The organism is Anaerocolumna chitinilytica, from assembly GCF_014218355.1.
GTDB lineage: Bacteria > Bacillota > Clostridia > Lachnospirales > Lachnospiraceae > Anaerocolumna > Anaerocolumna chitinilytica.
In genome coordinates this window covers 4563942-4583664 of record NZ_AP023368.1, presented here as the reverse complement: position 1 = coordinate 4583664, position 19723 = coordinate 4563942, and the positions used below count along the sequence as shown (strand labels likewise).

At 40.7% G+C, this 19723-nt stretch carries 14 protein-coding genes; 12 read left to right on the top strand and 2 right to left on the bottom strand.

The annotated features are described in order from the left end of the window. Positions 1 to 221 precede the first annotated feature (221 nt). From bsdcttw_RS19995 to bsdcttw_RS19970, 6 genes are all read left to right on the top strand, one after another. Entirely contained in the window at positions 222 to 2723 is a 2502-nt protein-coding gene (locus bsdcttw_RS19995) for an alpha-L-arabinofuranosidase C-terminal domain-containing protein (RefSeq protein WP_185256563.1), read from the top strand. Then, positions 2707 to 3627, top strand: a complete 921-nt coding sequence (locus bsdcttw_RS19990) for an ABC transporter permease subunit (RefSeq protein WP_185256562.1) — start codon at positions 2707 to 2709, stop codon at positions 3625 to 3627. Before bsdcttw_RS19995 ends, bsdcttw_RS19990 begins: the two co-directional genes overlap by 17 nt. A 42-nt stretch (positions 3628 to 3669) precedes the next feature. After that, positions 3670 to 4602 carry a carbohydrate ABC transporter permease gene (locus bsdcttw_RS19985; protein ID WP_197979806.1) on the top strand — a complete coding sequence of 311 codons (933 nt, stop codon included), beginning with the start codon at positions 3670 to 3672 and terminating at the stop codon, positions 4600 to 4602. Positions 4603 to 4740: 138 nt separating this feature from the next. Beyond that, a complete protein-coding gene (locus bsdcttw_RS19980) occupies positions 4741 to 6513 on the top strand; it encodes a type 2 periplasmic-binding domain-containing protein (protein ID WP_185256561.1) in 1773 nt (590 codons plus the stop codon). A 95-nt stretch (positions 6514 to 6608) separates the two neighbouring features. Further along, positions 6609 to 8645 (top strand): right-handed parallel beta-helix repeat-containing protein, encoded by a 2037-nt coding sequence (locus tag bsdcttw_RS19975; protein ID WP_225903717.1) that lies wholly within the window; start codon positions 6609 to 6611, stop codon positions 8643 to 8645. A 94-nt stretch (positions 8646 to 8739) separates the two neighbouring features. Next, complete coding sequence (locus tag bsdcttw_RS19970; RefSeq protein ID WP_207726437.1) at positions 8740 to 10560, top strand: family 43 glycosylhydrolase; 1821 nt, start codon at positions 8740 to 8742, stop codon at positions 10558 to 10560. Between the two features lie 11 nt (positions 10561 to 10571). On the opposite strand, the gene bsdcttw_RS19965 is transcribed toward bsdcttw_RS19970, so the two are convergent. Then, entirely contained in the window at positions 10572 to 11465 is an 894-nt protein-coding gene (locus bsdcttw_RS19965) for a cobalamin-dependent protein (protein WP_185256559.1), read from the bottom strand. Between the two features lie 155 nt (positions 11466 to 11620). On the opposite strand from bsdcttw_RS19965, the gene bsdcttw_RS19960 reads away from it, so the two are divergent. The 5 genes from bsdcttw_RS19960 (at position 11621) to bsdcttw_RS19940 (ending at position 18201) form a co-directional block, all read left to right on the top strand. Next, positions 11621 to 12778 (top strand): ABC transporter permease, encoded by a 1158-nt coding sequence (locus bsdcttw_RS19960; protein ID WP_185256558.1) that lies wholly within the window; start codon positions 11621 to 11623, stop codon positions 12776 to 12778. Beyond that, entirely contained in the window at positions 12771 to 13451 is a 681-nt protein-coding gene (locus bsdcttw_RS19955) for an ABC transporter ATP-binding protein (RefSeq protein WP_185256557.1), read from the top strand. Before bsdcttw_RS19960 ends, bsdcttw_RS19955 begins: the two co-directional genes overlap by 8 nt. Before the next feature lie 87 nt (positions 13452 to 13538). After that, a complete protein-coding gene (locus bsdcttw_RS19950; protein WP_185256556.1) occupies positions 13539 to 14402 on the top strand; it encodes an NAD-dependent epimerase/dehydratase family protein in 864 nt (287 codons plus the stop codon). A 174-nt stretch (positions 14403 to 14576) separates the two neighbouring features. Next, complete coding sequence (locus tag bsdcttw_RS19945) at positions 14577 to 16868, top strand: ribonucleoside-diphosphate reductase subunit alpha (RefSeq protein WP_185256555.1); 2292 nt, start codon at positions 14577 to 14579, stop codon at positions 16866 to 16868. Positions 16869 to 17172: 304 nt separating this feature from the next. After that, entirely contained in the window at positions 17173 to 18201 is a 1029-nt protein-coding gene (locus bsdcttw_RS19940; protein WP_185256554.1) for a ribonucleotide-diphosphate reductase subunit beta, read from the top strand. A gap of 6 nt (positions 18202 to 18207) precedes the next feature. Here the strand turns inward: bsdcttw_RS19940 and bsdcttw_RS19935 are convergent, their stop codons facing one another. Further along, complete coding sequence (locus tag bsdcttw_RS19935) at positions 18208 to 18786, bottom strand: DJ-1/PfpI family protein (protein ID WP_185256553.1); 579 nt, start codon at positions 18784 to 18786, stop codon at positions 18208 to 18210. Between the two features lie 391 nt (positions 18787 to 19177). On the opposite strand from bsdcttw_RS19935, the gene bsdcttw_RS19930 reads away from it, so the two are divergent. Further along, positions 19178 to 19657 (top strand): low molecular weight protein-tyrosine-phosphatase, encoded by a 480-nt coding sequence (locus bsdcttw_RS19930; RefSeq protein ID WP_185256552.1) that lies wholly within the window; start codon positions 19178 to 19180, stop codon positions 19655 to 19657. Positions 19658 to 19723 lie beyond the last annotated feature (66 nt).

Sequence of the window (19723 nt, the reverse complement as noted above, 5' to 3'; positions counted from 1 at the left end):
GTATTTGTAGAAAAACGATAAACAAACATAGAAATATGCGAATGTATGAAAGGTGTATTGTAAATATGCATTAAAAAAACATATAAATAAATAAAATATATACTATATAAACAAGAAAAAATTAGAAATACAAAAATATATTTGACATGTATATAATTAATGATTTATAATCATAACATAAAGGTAAAACGATTTTCCTACAACAAGATGGAGGCGGTTGCATGAGTAGAGTTTCAATTCATATAAAAGATAAAAAAATCCCGGTCACCAGCCATTTATATGGAATATTTCTGGAAGATATTAACCGGGCGGTTGATGGCGGTCTCTATCCGGAGATGATAAGGAACAGAACCTTTGAAGATTCTTTGCTGCCAGATGATTGTTCCACGCCGGATGAGGGTTATGCATTAGTAACTTCTTCAGGCTGGAGAGATGAGTTCAACCATGGTGAAGGGTTAAGCAGGTGGGTTCGGCAGAACGAAACTCCCTATACACCTATACCGGCCTGGTATCAGGACAGTGCTCTGATGGAATTGGATACCGTCAATACTCTGGGGAAGAACAGAAAAGCTGCCTTGACAGTAGTGTTTCGGGAGGAAGGGAAGATCTATAACACAGGATTTTGCGGAGTTCCTCAGCAGGCAGGACATTCCTATAAACTTTCCATGTTCGCGAAGTCAGAAGAGACAACTGTTCTTACTATCTGTGTAAAAGAAGGAAAAACGATTTACAGTCAAGGCCAAATTAAGGTTGATAAGAATGAATACACCTTTTATGAAACTATCTTGATTGCTTCGGGTGATACCGGAGCAGGAGTTCTGGAAATAAGTTGTTCAAAAGGCGGAAAGGTTACATTTGGATACCTTTCGCTGATGCCTCTTACTACCTTTAAGGGACATGGATTAAGAATTGATATCGCAGAGAAACTTCGGGATTTGAAACCTTCGTTTTTTAGGTTTCCGGGAGGTTGCATTGTTGAAGGTATAAGTCCTTCAACGGCTATGCGTTTTTGTAATACTGTAGGGCCGGTATGGGAGCGTCCGGGGCAGCAGCTTATGTGGCATTATCGTGCCAGCAATGGTTTAGGATTTCATGAGTATCTTCAGTTTTGCGAAGATCTGGAGATGGAACCGGTGTATGTATTCAATTGCGGTATGACCTGTCAGGCTAGAAATGAAGTGCTTATGGAAGGAACAGAGCTGGAGGATATGATACAGGACACTCTGGATGCTATTGAATATGCGGTGGGCGAAGAGAATACCCACTGGGGAGCATTAAGAGCTAAGATGGGTCATCCTGCTCCTTTCCGTCTTAATTATGTGGAGATAGGCAATGAAAATCATGGAGCTGCCTATGAGGAGCGCTATCTGAAGTGTTATAAAGCGATTAAAGAACGCTATCCTCATATAAAATGTATCGGCAATACCCATTTGGAACAAAAGGGCCTGCCCGTTGATATTGTCGACGAGCATTATTATAATACGGCAGAATATTTTGCCGAACAATACAGAATGTTTGATAGCTATGACAGAAAGGGACCGGAGATATTTCTCGGTGAGGTTGCAGTTGTCAGAGGGTATGTGGGTCAGCTCTACGGCGCGCTTGCAGAAGCAGCCTTCTTTACAGGAGTGGAAAGAAATCAGGATATTATAACGATGGTATCCTATGCACCTCTTTTGGAAAATGTAAACTATCAGGCATGGTTTCCCAATCTGATCCGATTTAACAATTTAAAAAGTTTTGGTATTCCCAGCTATTATGTGTGGAAGCTATTCGGCAATCATAGAGGTGAATATGTTCTTGGTACGAAAGAAGAGGTATCAGTCATCTACCGCCCCGTAAAAGGAATGGCTTCATTACTTGGCAAGGCAGGACTTGTATTCCGTGGCGCCACTTGGAATGGTAAAAAAACAGAAATCAGCCGTGAGCTTTCAGGGAGAGTAACAGCGGCAGATGAGGTCTATACCATCCTTGGGCCGGATGAGGAACAGAGAAAGGAAAATCTGAAAGTACATAACAGTAATTCTGAAGATATATTTGTCATCTTTGGTGAAGAAAAAGATACAGTAGGCACCTTTCAGATTGAGATTAAAGCAGATAGCGACAGGGAGATAATACTTGGAATCTTCAGTTCCCGTATGCCAAAGGAAGTATATGTCAGTGATGAAACCAATCCTCCGAAAGAATGGAATACCGGAAATGTAAAGCCATTTCTTTGGAAGCTGTCCGGAGGCAAGAGCAGTCTGGTGGAGAAAGAATATCCTGCGGATGTCTTGCTGGATGAGGAGAAGGATGTGGAATTAATAAAAGATCGGTTCAACACTTTTTCTTATACGACGGATGGAAAAGAACTTGTGCTTTGTGTGAACGGAATGGAAATACATAGAATTACCCTGCCGAATTTTCCGGCGCTCCATATGGTGGCAACGGATACGGAGGAGGAAGTTATACTTAAAATGGTGAATATGTCAGAGGAAGAGGATGAGGTACTCCTGGAACTGGACTGTGAGGTAGAAGAGAAGTATAAGGCGTATATACTGGAAGGCAAAAAAGAAGAGGTAAACAGTTTTACTGAGACAGAAAATGTCTGCGACAGGGAATACCTCCTCTCCGGTGCCTCCTCAAGGTTTTTATACAAGGCACCAGCACTTTCCCTAAGTATATTAAGACTAGTAAAAAGAAAAGCAGAAAGAGAGGACAGAAGCAATGAAGCTATTATCTGACAGAAAAAAGCTGCGATCCTTAAAGGAGTTTTTGTATATTGTTCCGTTTCTGGTTTTAGTTGCTGTTTTTTCCTATTACCCGTTGTACGGTTGGGTTTATGCTTTTTTTGATTATAAACCTCCCTTTCCGTTAAGTATGGATCAGTTCGTAGGTTTTAAATGGTTTAAATCCATGCTTGGAAACAGTGTAAAAGTTGAGCAGCTTATAAAAGTTATGCGGAATACCTTTGCTATCAGTGGTTTAAGTCTTTTGTTTTCATGGTTTCCCATGATTTTTGCCGTATTTCTGAATGAGATAAAATTTAAACCTTTTAAGAAATTTGTGCAGACAGCTACGACGCTTCCGAATTTTATCAGCTGGGTCCTGGTATATTCCATTGCTTATTGTGTGCTGAATAGTAATGGTGTTGTGAACTCTGTTTTAACAGGGTTGGGTATTATTGATAAGCCGGAGCTTTTCTTACAATCCTCCAGCCATGTATGGCTTAAAATGTGGCTATGGCTGACTTGGAAGAATGCGGGATGGGCCGCTATTATGTATATTGCAGCCATCAGCGGTATTGATGAGCAGATGAATGAAGCAGCCAAAGTGGATGGAGCGTCCAGACTCCAGGTTATCTGGCATATTACTATCCCCAGTATTCTTCCCACCTATTTTGTACTGGTAATGCTGAACCTGGCTAATTTCCTATCCAATGGTATGGAACAGTTTTTTGTCTTCCAAAATGCCTTCAACAAGGAATATATACAGGTACTGGATTTATATGTATACAATCTGGCTCTGGGGGGCGGAGGGTATTCCCTTTCAACTGCTATCAGTATCCTGAAAAGTGTAGTCAGCATACTGCTGCTTGGTGTAACAAACCGTGTATCAAAGCTTGTCAGGGGCGAAGGCTTTATCTAACAATATGACAGGGATTGCTTAAAGCATCAGGAGGAAATAGTGATGGATGAAAAACAACCTAAATATAAGAAAAAGAAAATGAAAACCAGTTTAGGAGATAAGATCCTGAGTACGGTTACCTATATAATTTACACATTCTTTGCTTTTGTTTGTGTCTACCCTTTTTACTATATTTTTATTAATACCATCAGTGCCAATAATCTAAGTGAGAGGGGAAAGATTCTGTTCTGGCCTCAAGGCCTGCATTTTACGAATTACGTAAATGTACTTAAGATTCCGGGTCTCTTCCAGGCTTTGAAGGTATCTGTTGCCAGAACGGTATTAGGTACGGCTCTGACAGTAATTATTGCAGCCTTTTTGGGATATATGTTCACAAGAGATACATTATGGAAAAGGAAGTTTTGGTACCGTTTTGTGGTGGCTACCATGTACTTTAATGCAGGAATTATTCCCTGGTTCATTACTATGAAAAATCTTGGACTTACCAATAATTTTTGGGCCTATATTTTTCCCGTGGCGGTTTCACCTTTTTACATAGTGCTGTGTAAAACCTTTGTAGAATCCATACCCAAGGAGCTGCAGGATGCCGCGGAAATAGATGGTGCCGGGACTTTAAGAATATTCAGGAGTATAATACTGCCGGTTATTAAACCGATTCTGGCCACTGTAGCTATATTTACAGCAGTCAGTCAATGGAATTCTTTTCAGGATACCCTGTTGTTAGTAACCGACAGCAAATTATATACCCTGCAGTTTACCCTGTACCAGTATATTAATCAGGCCAGTTCTCTAAAGGCTTTAGTTAATAGCAGCACCTCATCTGCAAATATGGCGGCAAGCCTTGCCAGTGCACAGACAGCCACCTCTATACGTATGACGGTAACCATCATCGTAGTAACACCTATCATCCTCGTCTATCCCTTCTTTCAGAGATTTTTTGTAAAAGGGATTATGATAGGTGCCGTAAAGGGATGATAAGCTGTTTATTTGTTAAGAAAGGAAATTACCCCTTGCTGAAGTTATCGTGGAAGAACTGTGCCATAGATTTCAGTACTGAAAAGGCAAAGGGGAGATTTTATAAAAAGCAATATTAATGTAAAGGAGGATTATGAAATGAAGGGTAACAAAATTATGGCATTGCTGCTGATATTGGCACTGGTAACAACCCTGGCAGGTTGTTCCGGTTCCTCCGGCAAGAAAGAAACAAATGCAGGTAAAAATACGGCAACACCAACTGCGGACGGCGCTGCATCCGGAGGAGATACAGCAAAGGGGGAAAGTCCTTATGCTGATCCTATGACCATTGATATTTATGATGTGGCAGCAAATTACCAGGGAACCCAGACCGGCTGGTTCCAAAAGGTAGTAAAGGACAGATTTAATATTGACCTTAATATTATTGCACCGCAGGTAGCTGGTGAATCCATCTACCAGGCAAGAGCCAGTGCGGGAAATCTGGGTGATATTATACTGTTAGACAGCACGGATTTTGCAGATTGTGTAAAGAGCGGACTGATAAAGGATATCGGAGAGGGTATTAAGGATTGTACCAATATTATGGGCTATAAGGATCAGATTGATGTCTTTAATAAAGGGCTGCCCGGTAATGATAAAGGCATTACCTATGGTATACCGGCACAGATGACAAATACTTCACCCACTTCCTATTCTCAGGATGTCATTTATTCCAGTCCTATGCTTCGCTGGGATTTATATAAAGACATCGGTAGTCCTGACATTGCTGATCTGGATGGACTTTTGGATGCTCTGGAGGCGATGGTGAAGGCACATCCTACCAATCCTGATGGCGATCCTGCCTATGCGATGTCACTCTGGCCTGATTGGGACGGAGGCGATGGCATGATGGGTATTGCCAATGTAGTACAGCTGACAACCTGGTATGGCGAAAAAATCAAAGGCTCTGTAATTCTAAAGCCCGATGGAAGTTTTACCCCCCTGACGGATAAAAGTGCATCCTATTATAAAATGCTTCAGTTCTTAAACAAGGCTTATCAGAGAGGAATTGTTGACCCTGATTCCGGTACTCAGGATTGGAATGCAGCACAGGCTAAGATGTCTGCAGGGCAAGTATATCTGATGTGGTATAGCTGGCAGACAGGTTTTTGGAATACCCAGGACAGATTAAAGGGTGGTAATGCATTTATTTATGTACCGGTAAAAGATCAGAAATATTATGCAGACTCTGATACTTATTATGGCAGCGGACGCGTATTTGGTATCGGTTCCAAAGTTGATGATGCCAAATACAAGAGAATTCTTGCATTCCTTGACTGGTATGCCAGTCCGGAAGGCCTTACCTTTGAACATGATGGAATAAAAGATTTTAATTACACAGTTGGTGCTGACGGAAAGCACACACTGATTAACGATAATGCTTTAATGGATAATCTTCCTGTTCCTGCTGAATGGGGCGGCGGCGGTTATCAGGATGGTAACAATGCAATTAATCAATGGATTGTAGACTCTATCAGCACCGATCCTTCTACCGGTGAGCCATATAACACGAATTATTGGAGCACTTACAAGGCGGCTACAATGACAGAGATGAAGAAAGAGTGGCAGACAAAATTCAATGCTACCGAACCTGTTGATTATATGAAGAAGAATAATGTTTTATTGGTAAGCCCCAATGTCAGTGTATCACTTCCCAGTGACAGCAATGATATAGCGGTAGTACGCAGCCAATGCAACACAACACTGAATGACTATTCCTGGAAGATGATTTTTGCCGGAAGCCAGAAAGAGTTTGATTCTATGTGGGATGAGATGTCTAAACAGATGGACGGCTTTGGTTTCCAAGATCTGGTGACCTTTGATAAAGATAAATATCAGACAGAATTGAACGCTAAGAATGCAGTAAAATAATAGTAGGGTATGAAACAGGAGGAGAGTTTGCCGTTAAGAGGTTATTTTACGGGAGACTCTTCTCCTGTTTGTTAGAGATGAGAGATACTTATTGATTGAATAAAGCAGGAAAAGTCCTTGCTTCTTATGATTATAAATGTGTTCAAATAACACAGATTGGAGCCAGTATGGATATAACGGCATTATTACCTGATGGTAAAGAATTCATTTCCTGGGAAGTATCTCAGGAATATGAGAAAGAGTTACATGTAAATTGCAGGCATTCCAATGCATCGGATGAAAATGATGGAAGTTTGGAATATCCTTTTAAAACGATAAATGAAGCAGCAAGAAAAGCAGTTCCCGGGACTCGCATCTGGATTCATGGCGGAGAATATAGGGAATGTGTACGACCTCTCAGAGGAGGAACCGGTACAGAACATATGATTAGTTATGAAGCCTTTGGAGACGGTGAGGTGATTATAAAAGCCTCCGAAAGAGCCACTCATTTTGAAAAGAGCACCGGCTGGCGGGTAAGTGTTTCCTTTACCGAGAAAATAAAGGAAGAGGTACAGATATGGCAGACCAGGTTAAACCCAGAGGATTTTAAAGGCTATAATCCCTTTTGTGCAGTTAATATTCTTCATGACAGACTATTTATAGAATATGATAAAACCGATATGACACCTTATTTGAACCGGAGGGGAATGATCTTTTGTGATGGAAAGCCATTAAAGCAAGTTGCGCTCTATCATCAGATGTCAGACCAGGAGGGGTCTTACTGGGTGGAAGCGAACGGGCAAACAGTGCATTTTCGTCTGCCAGGTGATGAGGAACCCTTCGGGCACCTGATAGAAGTAACCTGCAGAGAGCAATGTTTTGCACCGGAGGTGCCATTTCTTTCTTATATCAAGGTAAAAGGGCTGGTGTGTGCCCATGCCGCCATGGGAGCACCTGTTCCTCAGCGAGGTGCTATTTCCTGTTACCGGGGACATCACTGGTTAATTGAAGATTGTGAAATCCGGTGGTCTAATGCGGTAGGTATTGACATTGGAAATGAATGCTGGCATCATGACAGAATAGAGGGTCAGCTTATCGGATACAGCATTATACGAGGTTGCAGAATCTTTGACGTGGGAGTATGCGGTATTGCCGGACTTTTTGCAGAGAATTATTTAATTGAAGACAACCTGATTGAGGGAACCGGCTGGCAGAAGATGGAGCTCTCCTGGGAAGCAGGGGCAATAAAAGCTCATAACAGCGTTGGAAGCCTGATTCGGAGAAATATATTTAAGAGAACATATCGTGCTGATCATTTATGGCTGGATTGTGGAAATGAAAACAACAGAATTACACAGAATCTCTTTTTAGATGGGATAGAACAAAGAGAAGCAATCTTTATTGAATGCACCAGAGATGGAGTAAATCTGATAGATAATAATATATTCTGGAATATAGAAGGACGGTTTGATGCAGGAAAGATACAAAAAAAACCTGGTTCTTCCGGATGGTATAATATGGTAGAGGATGATACAGTCAATGGTTATGCCATCTATGGGGAAGGGACGGATCATCTTTATATTGCGAATAACCTGATAGGAAAATGCAGAGGTGCCGGGTACTTTGCCAAAACAGTATCCTTTCGCATGGGTGGACTTCTTCGGGGAGGCACCTCTAGAGATACCAGGCTTTTTCAGAATATTTTTTACGATTGCAGGGAAGCCGCCATTACCCTCCCCACTGAAAAAAATGAGGTGGAAGGCAATCTCTATGTGAAGCAGACAGGAGGGTATTTACGGGTTATGTATCCTGCACCTGAGTCATGCCTGGATCTTCCTGCCTGGAAAGAATTCTATGGTTTTGACCTGAAAGGGCAGGAAGGATGGTTTGAGATTCAGGTGGATACAGATAATTATACCCTTGAGTTTCTGGAAGCAGAGACCATACCTGTAAGCTTTGGAAATCAAATGGAAAAGCACCGCTTTCTATATGATCCATCCGGTGTGGAAAAGAATATAAAGGACAGACTGGTTGCAGGAGATTTTTATGGATATGAAACGGAACCGGAAAGGGTACCGGGTCCTTTTAGAGAACTGGTAATCGGAAAGAAATATGGTATTGATCCAAGAAGATTTTCTGATAGTACAGATTAAGCTGGGATAAGTCTGGTAACATGGCGGCAGAAGAAATATAATAGACTAAACAGGCATGGGAATTGCATCAAAAATCATGAAAGAAGGAAAAAACATGCAGAGCGATATACTTCAAAGTAAAATACTTATATATACCAGACAACCCTATCTGGATTATACCACTTCCTTAAGTAACAGCATTCATTTCGCATATTGTGAAGATAATGGCGGATTTAAACCATTAAACGGCAATTACGGTATATTATTTGCAGATGCTGATATTAATGAGAAGAATGTAATTCAGGAAAAAGGACTCATAAATCCCTGTCTGTTTGCAACCCCTGACGGAACTTTTGGTATCACAGCCATCAGGGTTGCTTCGGAAGGAAGGGAGGATGCAGAGAGTAAAGGTCAAATTCTCTTATGGACTTCCAAGGATCTGATAAGCTTTCAGTGCCATGGACTGATAACGCTGAAGGAGAAAATATTTGTCAGGGAGCAGCAGTGCCGGTATAACCATGTAAAAGAAGCTTATGAAATACGATGGAGGGGAGAGGATGGGACCTGTTACAGAAATTATCTCACCAATCTAAGTGATACTTCCAGCATATCAGCGGCTGCATTAACAGAACCTTTCGTTATAGAATATCCCAAAACCTCCCTTGAACGTATTATTCCGGGGAATGTGCTGGAAGTGGAACTTTCGGTGGGAAGGGCCTTTTACAACAGGTGGGAACTCTTACATAATGTTGAGATGAAAGTTCCGGAAAGGGTACTTGTTTCTTCAAAGGAGCAGCTGGAGAGTATAACAGCAACGGCTGTATATTCAGATGGTTCGGCAGCAGAAAAAAAGGTGAATTGGAACTGCGGTACAGTAGATTTTTCAGTACCCGGTACTTACTGTGTGTCAGGGGAGGTAGTACAGGAAACCTATCCCTTTCCCATAGCTTCCGGCTATGCGGATCCAGTAATTTTAAACTGGAATGAAAAATATTATTACCTTGCAACGAATGATAACAGAGATGACATAGGTATGTTTGTCAGAGAGGGAAACAGCATCGCTGAGTTGTTTGCGCCTGGGTTTACGGAAGCAGTGATTCTGGATGTGGACGAAGAAAAAGATTTCATTCAGACCTTCTGGGCTCCTGAGTTTCATTTGATTGGGGGCGAGCTGTATATTCTATTTGCTGTAGGAGGGAAGGTTTGGGCACCTCAATGTCATATGATGAAGCTAAAAAAAGGTGGTAACATTATGAGGCGAGAGGATTGGGAAGAACCAATAAGGGTAAGAAGAGGGGATGGTTCCTTTCTTGCAGAAGATGGAATCACTCTGGATATGACTTATTTTAAAGCAGACGGAGTGTCCTGTCTTGTATGGTCTTACCGTCACGGAATCGGTACTCCGCTGGATACGGGTTCTATGCTTTATATTGCCGTAGTAGATGAGAAAAACCCGTCGGTCTTAATCAGCGAACCGGTCCTGTTGACCAGACCTCTTTACGGCTGGGAAAACATACAGGGAACGATTAACAATGAAGGACCCTATTCACTGGTAACAGAAGATACTGTCTATATCACCTACTCCGCTGGTTCCGCCAGCAGGTATACCTATGCTCTTGGGCTGCTTTCTATACCCAGAGGAAGCAATTATCTGGATGCAGGTGCATGGCTGAAAGCAACCACACCGGTACTTTCTTATTATACCGCCGGTGGCGTATACGGCCCCGGGCATAACTCCTTTTACAAAAATGCCAATAGTAATCTTATGATATTGTACCACGGCGTATCAGGAGTAGATAATCCAGGACCCAGAAGTACCGCAATGCATAGAGTGCATTGGAATAAGTCAGGGATTCCGGTGTTTAATCTGTCAGAAGAAAGGGATGTAGCCCCAGGACTTAAGAGGGTTGAGACAGAGATAATTGTAAGTTTATAAAACAGTTTTTATTATAATGCTTTCATTTCTGCTATCTTTTCAATATCTTCAAGACTTACGCCATAATAGTCAGCGCCGGTTTCAGCGCAGACATCACTGGAATTTATGAAGGCAGTACCGCCGACGATTATTTTAGGTGCATGATTGCCGAAATAATTTTTTATTGCCAGTATAGTATTTCTAGCAGAATCTATATGACTAGGCATTGTGACAGAAAATGCAATGATATGGGGATTCTTTTCTTCAACAGCTTTTATTATGCTTTGAGCAGGTACATTAGTGCCAATATAGGTTATATCCCAGCCCTCCAGTTCCAGAATATCTGTTATCATTCTAAGTCCTATACTGTGAAGTTCAGGACCAGGTGTCAGAGCAAGTAAACGGTGAGGGCTGGTATTGTTTTTTTTCTCTCTGTCTTTAAGCTCCCGCATCAAATCCATAACAGTCTCTGAGATATAATGTTCTTTCCATATATCCAGACTGCCTTTCTCCCAAAGTGCTCCAACTTCCTTCATCGCCTCTCCAAGAATCTGAAAATAAAGCTCTCTAATAGTAACTCCACTTTTTTGGAGATTTCTTAACAGTTCTTTTGCACTTTTTTGGTCTCCCTCTAGAAAGAGTTTCATCAGTAAACGGAGACTATCCGCTTGAGAGGAAAAGCCACTTCTAACGGAATCATCGCCTGTATTATGAGTGATTATTTCATTTCTGCCTAAAAGGTAATCTATTGTAACACCGAACAAGCTTGCAATTTTGGACAGTTTATCTGTATCGGGGAGCCGGATTCCTCGTTCATAATTTGCAACGGTTGTCTGTCCCACCCCAAGAAGAACTGCTAAATCTTTTTGTGTAATTCCCTTTGCTGAACGAATGGATTTTAATCGGGCAGAAAAATCGGTATTCATATCACACCTCTTTTCTTAATGGAATATTTATGAACATAAATATATCACATAATGTGGTGATTATCAAATATTTCTCTTGCAATATTTCGAAATGTGATATATTATAAAATTAATAATAATAACGGTTACTAAAATGAGAAAGAGAAGGTGATACTATGAAGTTGGCATTTAAAATTGCAATCCGCTTCTTGAAATCAGGGAAGGGTCAAACCTTGTTAATCATACTTGGGATTGCAGTAGGCGTTTCCGTACAGATTTTTATAGGCTCCTTAATTCAGGGACTTCAAAAGAGTCTGATTGATAAAACAATCGGAAATTCGCCTCAGATAACGGTTACCTCAAATACAGACGACCAGACAATCAAAGATTACAGCACAATTATCAAAGAACTGTCAGAACTTAAGAAAGAGATTACAGGAATTTCGGCAGCGGTTGACGGACCTGCTCTTATCAGCGAAAACAATAAAAACTACTCAGTACTTATAAGAGGACTGGATCTTGAGAATGCAGATAAAATTTACCGGGTGAATGAGAAAATATACGAAGGAAGCAAGCCCACAGGAGATAATGAAATTCTCTTAGGCCGTGAACTTAAGGAGGAGCTTGGTGTGAGTCTGGGTGATACTGTGAAGGTACTTACGGATTCGGGTCAGATAAATGAACTTACGATAACAGGGTTTTATGACCTTAAGGTGTCATCTATTAACAAATCATGGATGATTACGACTCTTAAGACAGCTCAGAACATATTTTCACTAAATAGTAAGGTAACCGGAATTGAAATGCAGGTAAAAGATGTTTTTAAAGCAGACACGATTGCTAAGGAGATAGATTCCAAGCTTGGCAGTAACTTTAAGACAGAAAATTGGAAGGAACAAAACGCTGAGCTTTTAAGCGGACTTAACGGACAGAGCATTTCCAGCATTATGATTCAGGTCTTTGTAATGATTGCGGTGTTACTTGGTATTGCAAGTGTGCTTGCGATTACTGTGATTCAAAAATCCAGACAGCTTGGAATCTTAAAGGCAATGGGTATTAAAGACAGAACAGCAAGCCTTATATTTCTTTTTGAAGGCCTTCTACTTGGAGCAGCAGGAGCAATTCTTGGAATTACTTTCGGATTTTTACTGGGCTATCTGTTTACCAAATTCGCGCTGAACCCAGATGGAACCCCTGTGGTGGAACTTTATATTAATGCTGGTTTCATAGGGATTTCCGCTGTTGTTGCAGTTCTTGCCTCGACCCTTGCTTCTCTTGTTCCTGCAAGACGTTCCTCAAAACTTAATCCAATCGAGGTGATCAAAAATGGCTGATATCATTACTTTAAGAAATATTAACAAGATATATGGTACTTTAGTAAAGACCCAGGTACTCTATGATGTTAACCTTTCCTTTGAAAAAGGTACCTTCAACTCCATTATCGGTGCATCAGGAAGCGGAAAGAGTACACTATTAAATATCATGGGAACTCTTGACAGACCGACGGAAGGGGAGGTAATTCTAGACGGAAGAAAAACCTGCAACATGAAGAAAAATGAGCTTGCAGAGTTAAGAAATCAAACCATCGGGTTTATCTTTCAATTCCATTATCTGCTACCGGAATTTACAGCTCTTGAAAATGTATTAATGCCAAGCCGGATACTGAATACAAACCCTTCCAGGGAAGAGAAGGAAAGGGCTCAGAATCTTATGGAGCTTATGGGGCTTTCAAAGGTAAGAGATAATCTTGCTGTAAACATGTCTGGCGGACAACAGCAGCGGACTGCTATAGCCAGAGCTCTTATGAATAATCCCGGAATAATCCTTGCAGATGAACCAACAGGAAATCTTGATTCTGAGTCTGCGGAAAATATTTATCAGCTTATGAGAAAAATAAATGAAGACTTTAGAACAACCTTTGTAGTTATAACCCATGACAGGAAAATAGCAGAAAAGGCCGACAGAATTGTGGAGATAAGGGATGGAAGAATCAGCGATGCAGGATAAACTGTATCGCTGATTTTGTTAGATAGGTATAGATATTATTTCAGATATCGGGTAAAATTACCATTATAAAAATAGGAGGATTTAACGATGAAGGTACTGGTATTAGGCGGAACCAGATATTTTGGCAGGCATCTGGTTGATGAACTTCTCTTAAAGCAGTATGATGTCACAATAGCAACCAGAGGAATAACAGCGGACCCTTTTGGAAATGAAGTGCAGCGCATAAAAGTAGACCGCACGAAGGAAGAGGATATGAAGAAGGCTTTTCTGGGTAAGGAATATGATATTGTTTATGACGATATCGCTTACAGCTCCAATGATATCAAGTATGCCCTTGATAATATAAGCTGCAAACGTTACGTTTTTGTTTCCACCATCTCTGTATACGATGAACTGCATATGGATACCAGAGAGGAGGATTTTGACCCGATGAAAGGAAAGCTTATATGGTGTGACAGGGAGGACTTTACCTATAACATTATTAAGCAGCACGCAGAACGGGCACTTTTTCAGGAATATGCAGGAAGGCAGTCTTCCGTTGCAGTTCGTTTTCCCTTCGTAATCGGAAAAGATGACTATACCCAGAGATTATTCTTTTATGTAGACCACATTAAGAAAGGTATCCCTATGAATGTCGATAATAAAAAGGAGATGCTAGGATTCATTGATTCCAGGGAAGCAGGCAGATTTCTTTCTTTTATCGGAGATAATGATTTTAGGGGAATTATAAATGCCGCCAGCAAAGGGGCAGTATCCGTTGAAGAAATAATTAACTATACCGAAGAAAAGACAGGAAAGGCGGCAATTCTTTCGGAGGAAGGTGATAGAGCTCCTTATAACGGAGCAGATAGTTTTTCAATTGATGTTAGCCGCGGGGAAAGCACTGGGTTCACCTTCTCTGAGGTTAGAGATTGGATTTGGGGACTGTTGGATTATTACATTTCTTTGTAAGGGCTGTTATAGGCATTTAGATAATTGTTGCAATCAAAATATTATTTCAGGGATTGATATAGGTCAAAATTCTTCTAGCCAAATGAAATAAAATAGTATACAATACATATAGTTATAATAATTATTACTATTACTATATATTGTGAAATAGCGAAATTGGAGGAGAGCTGATCTATGGATATAATGATAAAAAAGCGCAACGGCAATTACGAGCCCTTATATGTTGAAAAAACCAAGAAAATGGTTGCCTATGCCTGCAATGGCCTTGCAGGATGTGACCCGGCAGAGCTTGAGATGGATTCCAATATTCAGTTTCGGGATGGTATGAGCACCAAGGAAATTCAAAAGATTCTTATTCAGACAGCTATAGAGAAGACAATACAGACTACAAGAGATCCTTACGGCAATGAAGTAAAAAAAACAAATATTGACTGGCAGTATGCTGCTGCAAGATTGTTAATGTCTGATTTGTATAAAGAGGCCGCTATTAATAGAAGTTATGATCATTTTGGATACGGGGATTTTTACGAACTGGTTCTTAAGCTGACAAATCTTCATTATTATGGTGATTATCTTTTAAAAGAGTACACAGAGGCAGACATCCGTGAACTTGGGACCTACATAAAGGAAGAAAGAGATTTATTATTCAATTATGAAGGGCTGAAGCTGTTGGCGGACCGGTATCTTATTCAAGGTTTTGATAAGGAAGTATATGAGCTGCCTCAGGAACGCTTTATGGTAATTGCCATGCACCTTGCTATTCCGGAGGGTAATAAAAAAATTGAATATGCTAAGAAATTTTATGATATCTTAAGTGAGCTGAAGATGACTGTTGCCACGCCTACTTTGGCTGCCGCAGGCACCCCTTTTCATCAGCTGAGCAGCTGTTTTATTTCTGTGGTAGGAGACAACCTTTGGTCCATCTATGATGTCAATTCCAAGTTCGCCAGTGTATCAAAGCATGGCGGAGCTTTGGGTATCTATATGGGAAAGGTCAGAGCTTTAAACAGCGAGATAAGAGGCTACAAGAACACCTCCGGCGGTGTGGTACCCTGGATAAGGCTATATAATGATACAGCAGTGGCGGTGGATCAGCTGGGAAGAAGAAAGGGCGGTGCTTCCGTAACCCTGGATATCTGGCATCAGGACCTTTATGAGTTCCTGGATTTAAAGACCAACAATGGGGATGACAGAAGAAAGGCACATGATATATTCCCTGCATTGAGCATTCCGGACCTTTTTATGAAGAGATTATCCGAAAGAGGGGATTGGTCCTTATTTGATCCTTATGACGTGAAGAAGCAAATGGGCTTTTACCTGGAAGATTGCTATGACGAGGAAGAGGATGGAGAATTTACAAAACGTTATCTTGCCTGCGAAAGCAATGGGAATTTAAAAAGGATAGTGGTATCCACTTTAGATATTATGAAGAAAGTCATGAAATCGGCTGTGGAAACCGGAACACCTTTTATTTTTTACCGTGATACGGTAAACAGGGCAAATCCCAACAAACATGCAGGTATGATCTATGCATCGAACCTTTGCCATGAGATCGCTCAGAATATGAGTGAATCCATTCTTTTAGAAGAGAGAATTGAGAGCAGAGAGGGAGAAAGTCAGGTTCTTACAAGGGTAAAATCAGGCGATATGGTTACCTGTAATTTGAATTCCATTAATCTGGGCAGAGTAAATAAAGAAGACCTAAAAGATGTTATTCCATTACAAATACGAATGTTGGATAATGTTATTACACTGAATCAGTCTCCGGTACAAGAAGCCAGAGTCACCAGTGATAAATACCGCGCAATAGGACTTGGTACAAGCGGTTATCATCATTACCTGGTGAATCATGGCATAGCCTGGGAGAGTGAAGAACACCTAAAGGAAGCCGATGCCTTATTTGAAGAGATTGGGTATCAGGCTATAAAAGCTTCCTGCGAATTGGCAAAAGAAAAGGGAGCCTATCCGGTTTTCACCGGGTCCCAGTGGCAGACCGGAGAATATTTTGAAAGCCGGGGATATACCTCAAAGAGATGGGAAATGTTAAAAGCTGAGGTGAAAGAGCATGGCCTTAGAAATGGCTATCTGACGGCGGTAGCACCTACGGGAAGCACTTCCAATATTGCTGGTACGACAGCAGGGATAGACCCAATCTTTCGTAAGTTCTTTATCGAAGAGAAGAAGGGAAGCTTTACGCCGAAGGCTGCGCCAGACCTGTCAGAGGAGAATTTCTGGCTGTATAAGGAAGCTCATCACATTGATCAACTCTATAGCATTAAAGCCTGCGGTATCAGGCAAAGACATATCGACCAGTCCCAGTCCTTTAACCTGTATATAACACCGGAGGTGAAGGCAAAGGATATTCTTAATCTCTATGTAGAGGCCTGGAAGAATGGCGTAAAGACCATATATTATGTACGGAACCAGTCATTGGAGATGGATGAGTGCACAAGCTGTTCCAGTTAGATAAAGCTTTGGGTCAAGGGAGCCTCTGTAGACAAATCCCTGGAGCACTTATAGTCATCTGTGTATCTTTCGTAACAAGTTTCATACTTTGATATGCTGGTTGAGAAAGAAATAGTTTCGGATTAGTGTAAGATGTTTTATAATATATAGTAAGTCAACAGCTACTTAAATGAAATTATTTCATAGCATTTGGAATCAATTTTTTCTAAGTTTGATTCGCAAGAAGACACTTATAGTGGTTAGATTGATAAAAAAATATATTAGCTGTAAGTATTTAGGATAAGGACATTAGGGAGAGATTACCATGGATAAGAAAAAGATATTTAATGAAAACGGTGTGAGAGGAACAGAAAACCTGATTGAGGGAAATACAACAAATCTGCGTGAATGGAACCGTATCAAGTACAGTTGGGCAAAGACTTTTTACAGGACAATGCTAAATAACTTCTGGATACCCGAGGAGATTTCCTTAAATGAGGATATTAAGCAATTTCCTCTATTAACAAACGGAGAAAGGAATGCTTTTGACAAAATTATATCCTTCCTTAACTTCCTGGATTCTATCCAGAGCGAAAATTTACCCAATTTATCCCGTTATGTGACGGCTCCGGAGATTTCCTCGTTATTAAATATACAGGCATTTCAAGAAGAAATCCACGCTCAAAGTTACTCTTATATTTTGGATACAGTGACCAATCCGGTAACCAGGGACAAGATTTATGACGAGTGGAGAGAGGATAAACATCTGTTGGAGAGAAACCGTTACATTGCCAATATCTATCAGGAATTCAATGAAAATCCGACTTTGGAGAATTTCATTCGTACGGTTACTGCCAATTATATCTTGGAGGGAATCTATTTCTACTCCGGCTTTAGTTTTTTCTATACTCTGGCAAGACAGGGGAAAATGACTGCAACCAGTACCATTTTTAAGTATATTAATAGGGATGAGATAACCCATCTGGTACTCTTTCAGAATATCATAAAGGAATTAAAGAATGAAAGACCGGAAATCTTTGCGGGAGAAACAACAGAACAGATACGCGAGATGATGAGAACCGGTGTAGAACATGAGATAAGTTGGGGACAATATGTCACGAACAATGAAATTTTGGGGATAAATAATAATCTCATAGAAAAATATATTAAATATCTGGGTAATCAGAGGTTAAAGGCCATCGGGATAGAAGAGCTGTATCCCGAAATTACGGAGAATCCCATGGCCTGGATTGAAGGCTTTTCAAGCCTTAACCAGACCAAAACAGACTTTTTTGAAGCAAAGGTTACGAATTATACTAAAGCAGCAGCCTTTGACTTTGATGACCTTGAATAAACAACTCTAAAATCCCATGGCAATTCTTACTGTATCAGCCAGTTCCTTTCCCGCCAGCTGTTCAAGCAATTGGAAGGCGACAAAGGGAGCTGTCTGAGGGCAGTAGGAAGTTGTTATCTTTTCATCAGTTACTACAGGCTCGTCTACCACAATTGCCCCAAATTCTCGCAGCTGGTTCTGGCGTCTGCCATTTCCCAGATGGTAGGTTGTGGCTCTTTTGCCTGTCAGAATGCCGCTTTTACCGAGAGCCAAAGCAGCTACACAGACAGAGGCAATCGGTTTATTCTGTTCATGGAACTCACGAATTATCTGTAAGAATCTTTCATCGTAAGCTTCTTCATAGAAGCCGAATTCTTCAAAACCTCCCGGTATGGCAAGGGCATCGTAATCTTCGGTATGTATCTCCTCCAATAGCTTATCCACAGTTACCGGAACCAAAAAAGTACTGATAACCTGTTTGGTGAAGCCACAGGTGTGGACAGTGATATTGCAGTTAAAATCATTTCGTGCCCATCCTATAATATCAATAAAGACAGAAAACTCCATGGTCTCAAAGCCCTTTGCCAACAATAATAATACTTTCATAATACCTCCCATCTGCCGTCTTGTGCGGCGTAAAGAGGGGCTGTTGCAAAATAGCCAATTTACTCTTTTGAAAGGATTGGGTGTATAACAATACATTTGGCTGCTTTTCCCTCGCTCGTTCAAAACGCTCCGCTTCACAAGAAGAGCTCGGCCAGACGACGCAAATGTTTTGTTATACACCCAGTCCTGTTTTTGAGTTTATTATGGCTATTTTGCAACAGCCCCTTCTTAGACTAAAAATGTCTTAACGATTATCTGTATCTCTGGCTTCGTGCCACAGGTTTAAATGGCGTGTACTCTTCTCATGTTTATGGTAAAATAGAAAAGTATAGAGATATTTTAATAATATCATATATTAATGTTCATTTGTGACTAATTTTAGGAGGACTTCATGATAAAAGTATTGTTTGTATGTTTGGGAAATATCTGCCGGTCTCCAATGGCGGAGTTTGTATTTCGTGATATGGTAAAGAAGAATGGAATTTCGGATAAGTTCTTTATCGCTTCAGCCGGAACCAGTGATGAAGAAGAGGGAAATCCGGTTCATAGAGGAACCAGAGCAAAATTAAAAGAATTTGGCATAGATACTTCCGGAAAAACTGCTGTTCCATTAAAGAAAGAAGATTATAGCCGATTTGATTATATTATTGGCATGGAGAGCCGAAATCTATCTTCTATGGAGCGTATTTTTAAAGGTGATCCGGATAAGAAAATCAGCAGATTGTTGGATCTGTCACCACGCCCCAGGGATATAGCAGATCCATGGTATACGGGGAATTTTGATGTGACATACGAAGACGTATACGAAGGCTGTAAACTTCTTCTGGAACACATTTGCAACAAAGAGGGAATCAGCCGGGAAAGAAGTTAAGACGGCGTATGTTAAGACAGTGTTAAGATAGCTTAAGTTAAGACAGTGTATTCAATTTAGGTAAGA

What these genes read in the sequence shown, in the direction of transcription:
- bsdcttw_RS19995 (WP_185256563.1), top strand. Translation starts at nt 222, where the DNA reads ATGAGTAGAGTTTCAATTCATATAAAAGATAAAAAAATCCCGGTCACC.
- bsdcttw_RS19990 (WP_185256562.1), top strand. Translation starts at nt 2,707, where the DNA reads ATGAAGCTATTATCTGACAGAAAAAAGCTGCGATCCTTAAAGGAGTTT.
- bsdcttw_RS19985 (WP_197979806.1), top strand. Translation starts at nt 3,670, where the DNA reads ATGGATGAAAAACAACCTAAATATAAGAAAAAGAAAATGAAAACCAGT.
- bsdcttw_RS19980 (WP_185256561.1), top strand. Translation starts at nt 4,741, where the DNA reads ATGAAGGGTAACAAAATTATGGCATTGCTGCTGATATTGGCACTGGTA.
- bsdcttw_RS19970 (WP_207726437.1), top strand. Translation starts at nt 8,740, where the DNA reads ATGCAGAGCGATATACTTCAAAGTAAAATACTTATATATACCAGACAA.
- bsdcttw_RS19965 (WP_185256559.1), bottom strand. Translation starts at nt 11,465, where the DNA reads ATGAATACCGATTTTTCTGCCCGATTAAAATCCATTCGTTCAGCAAAG.
- bsdcttw_RS19960 (WP_185256558.1), top strand. Translation starts at nt 11,621, where the DNA reads ATGAAGTTGGCATTTAAAATTGCAATCCGCTTCTTGAAATCAGGGAAG.
- bsdcttw_RS19955 (WP_185256557.1), top strand. Translation starts at nt 12,771, where the DNA reads ATGGCTGATATCATTACTTTAAGAAATATTAACAAGATATATGGTACT.
- bsdcttw_RS19950 (WP_185256556.1), top strand. Translation starts at nt 13,539, where the DNA reads ATGAAGGTACTGGTATTAGGCGGAACCAGATATTTTGGCAGGCATCTG.
- bsdcttw_RS19945 (WP_185256555.1), top strand. Translation starts at nt 14,577, where the DNA reads ATGGATATAATGATAAAAAAGCGCAACGGCAATTACGAGCCCTTATAT.
- bsdcttw_RS19940 (WP_185256554.1), top strand. Translation starts at nt 17,173, where the DNA reads ATGGATAAGAAAAAGATATTTAATGAAAACGGTGTGAGAGGAACAGAA.
- bsdcttw_RS19935 (WP_185256553.1), bottom strand. Translation starts at nt 18,786, where the DNA reads ATGAAAGTATTATTATTGTTGGCAAAGGGCTTTGAGACCATGGAGTTT.
- bsdcttw_RS19930 (WP_185256552.1), top strand. Translation starts at nt 19,178, where the DNA reads ATGATAAAAGTATTGTTTGTATGTTTGGGAAATATCTGCCGGTCTCCA.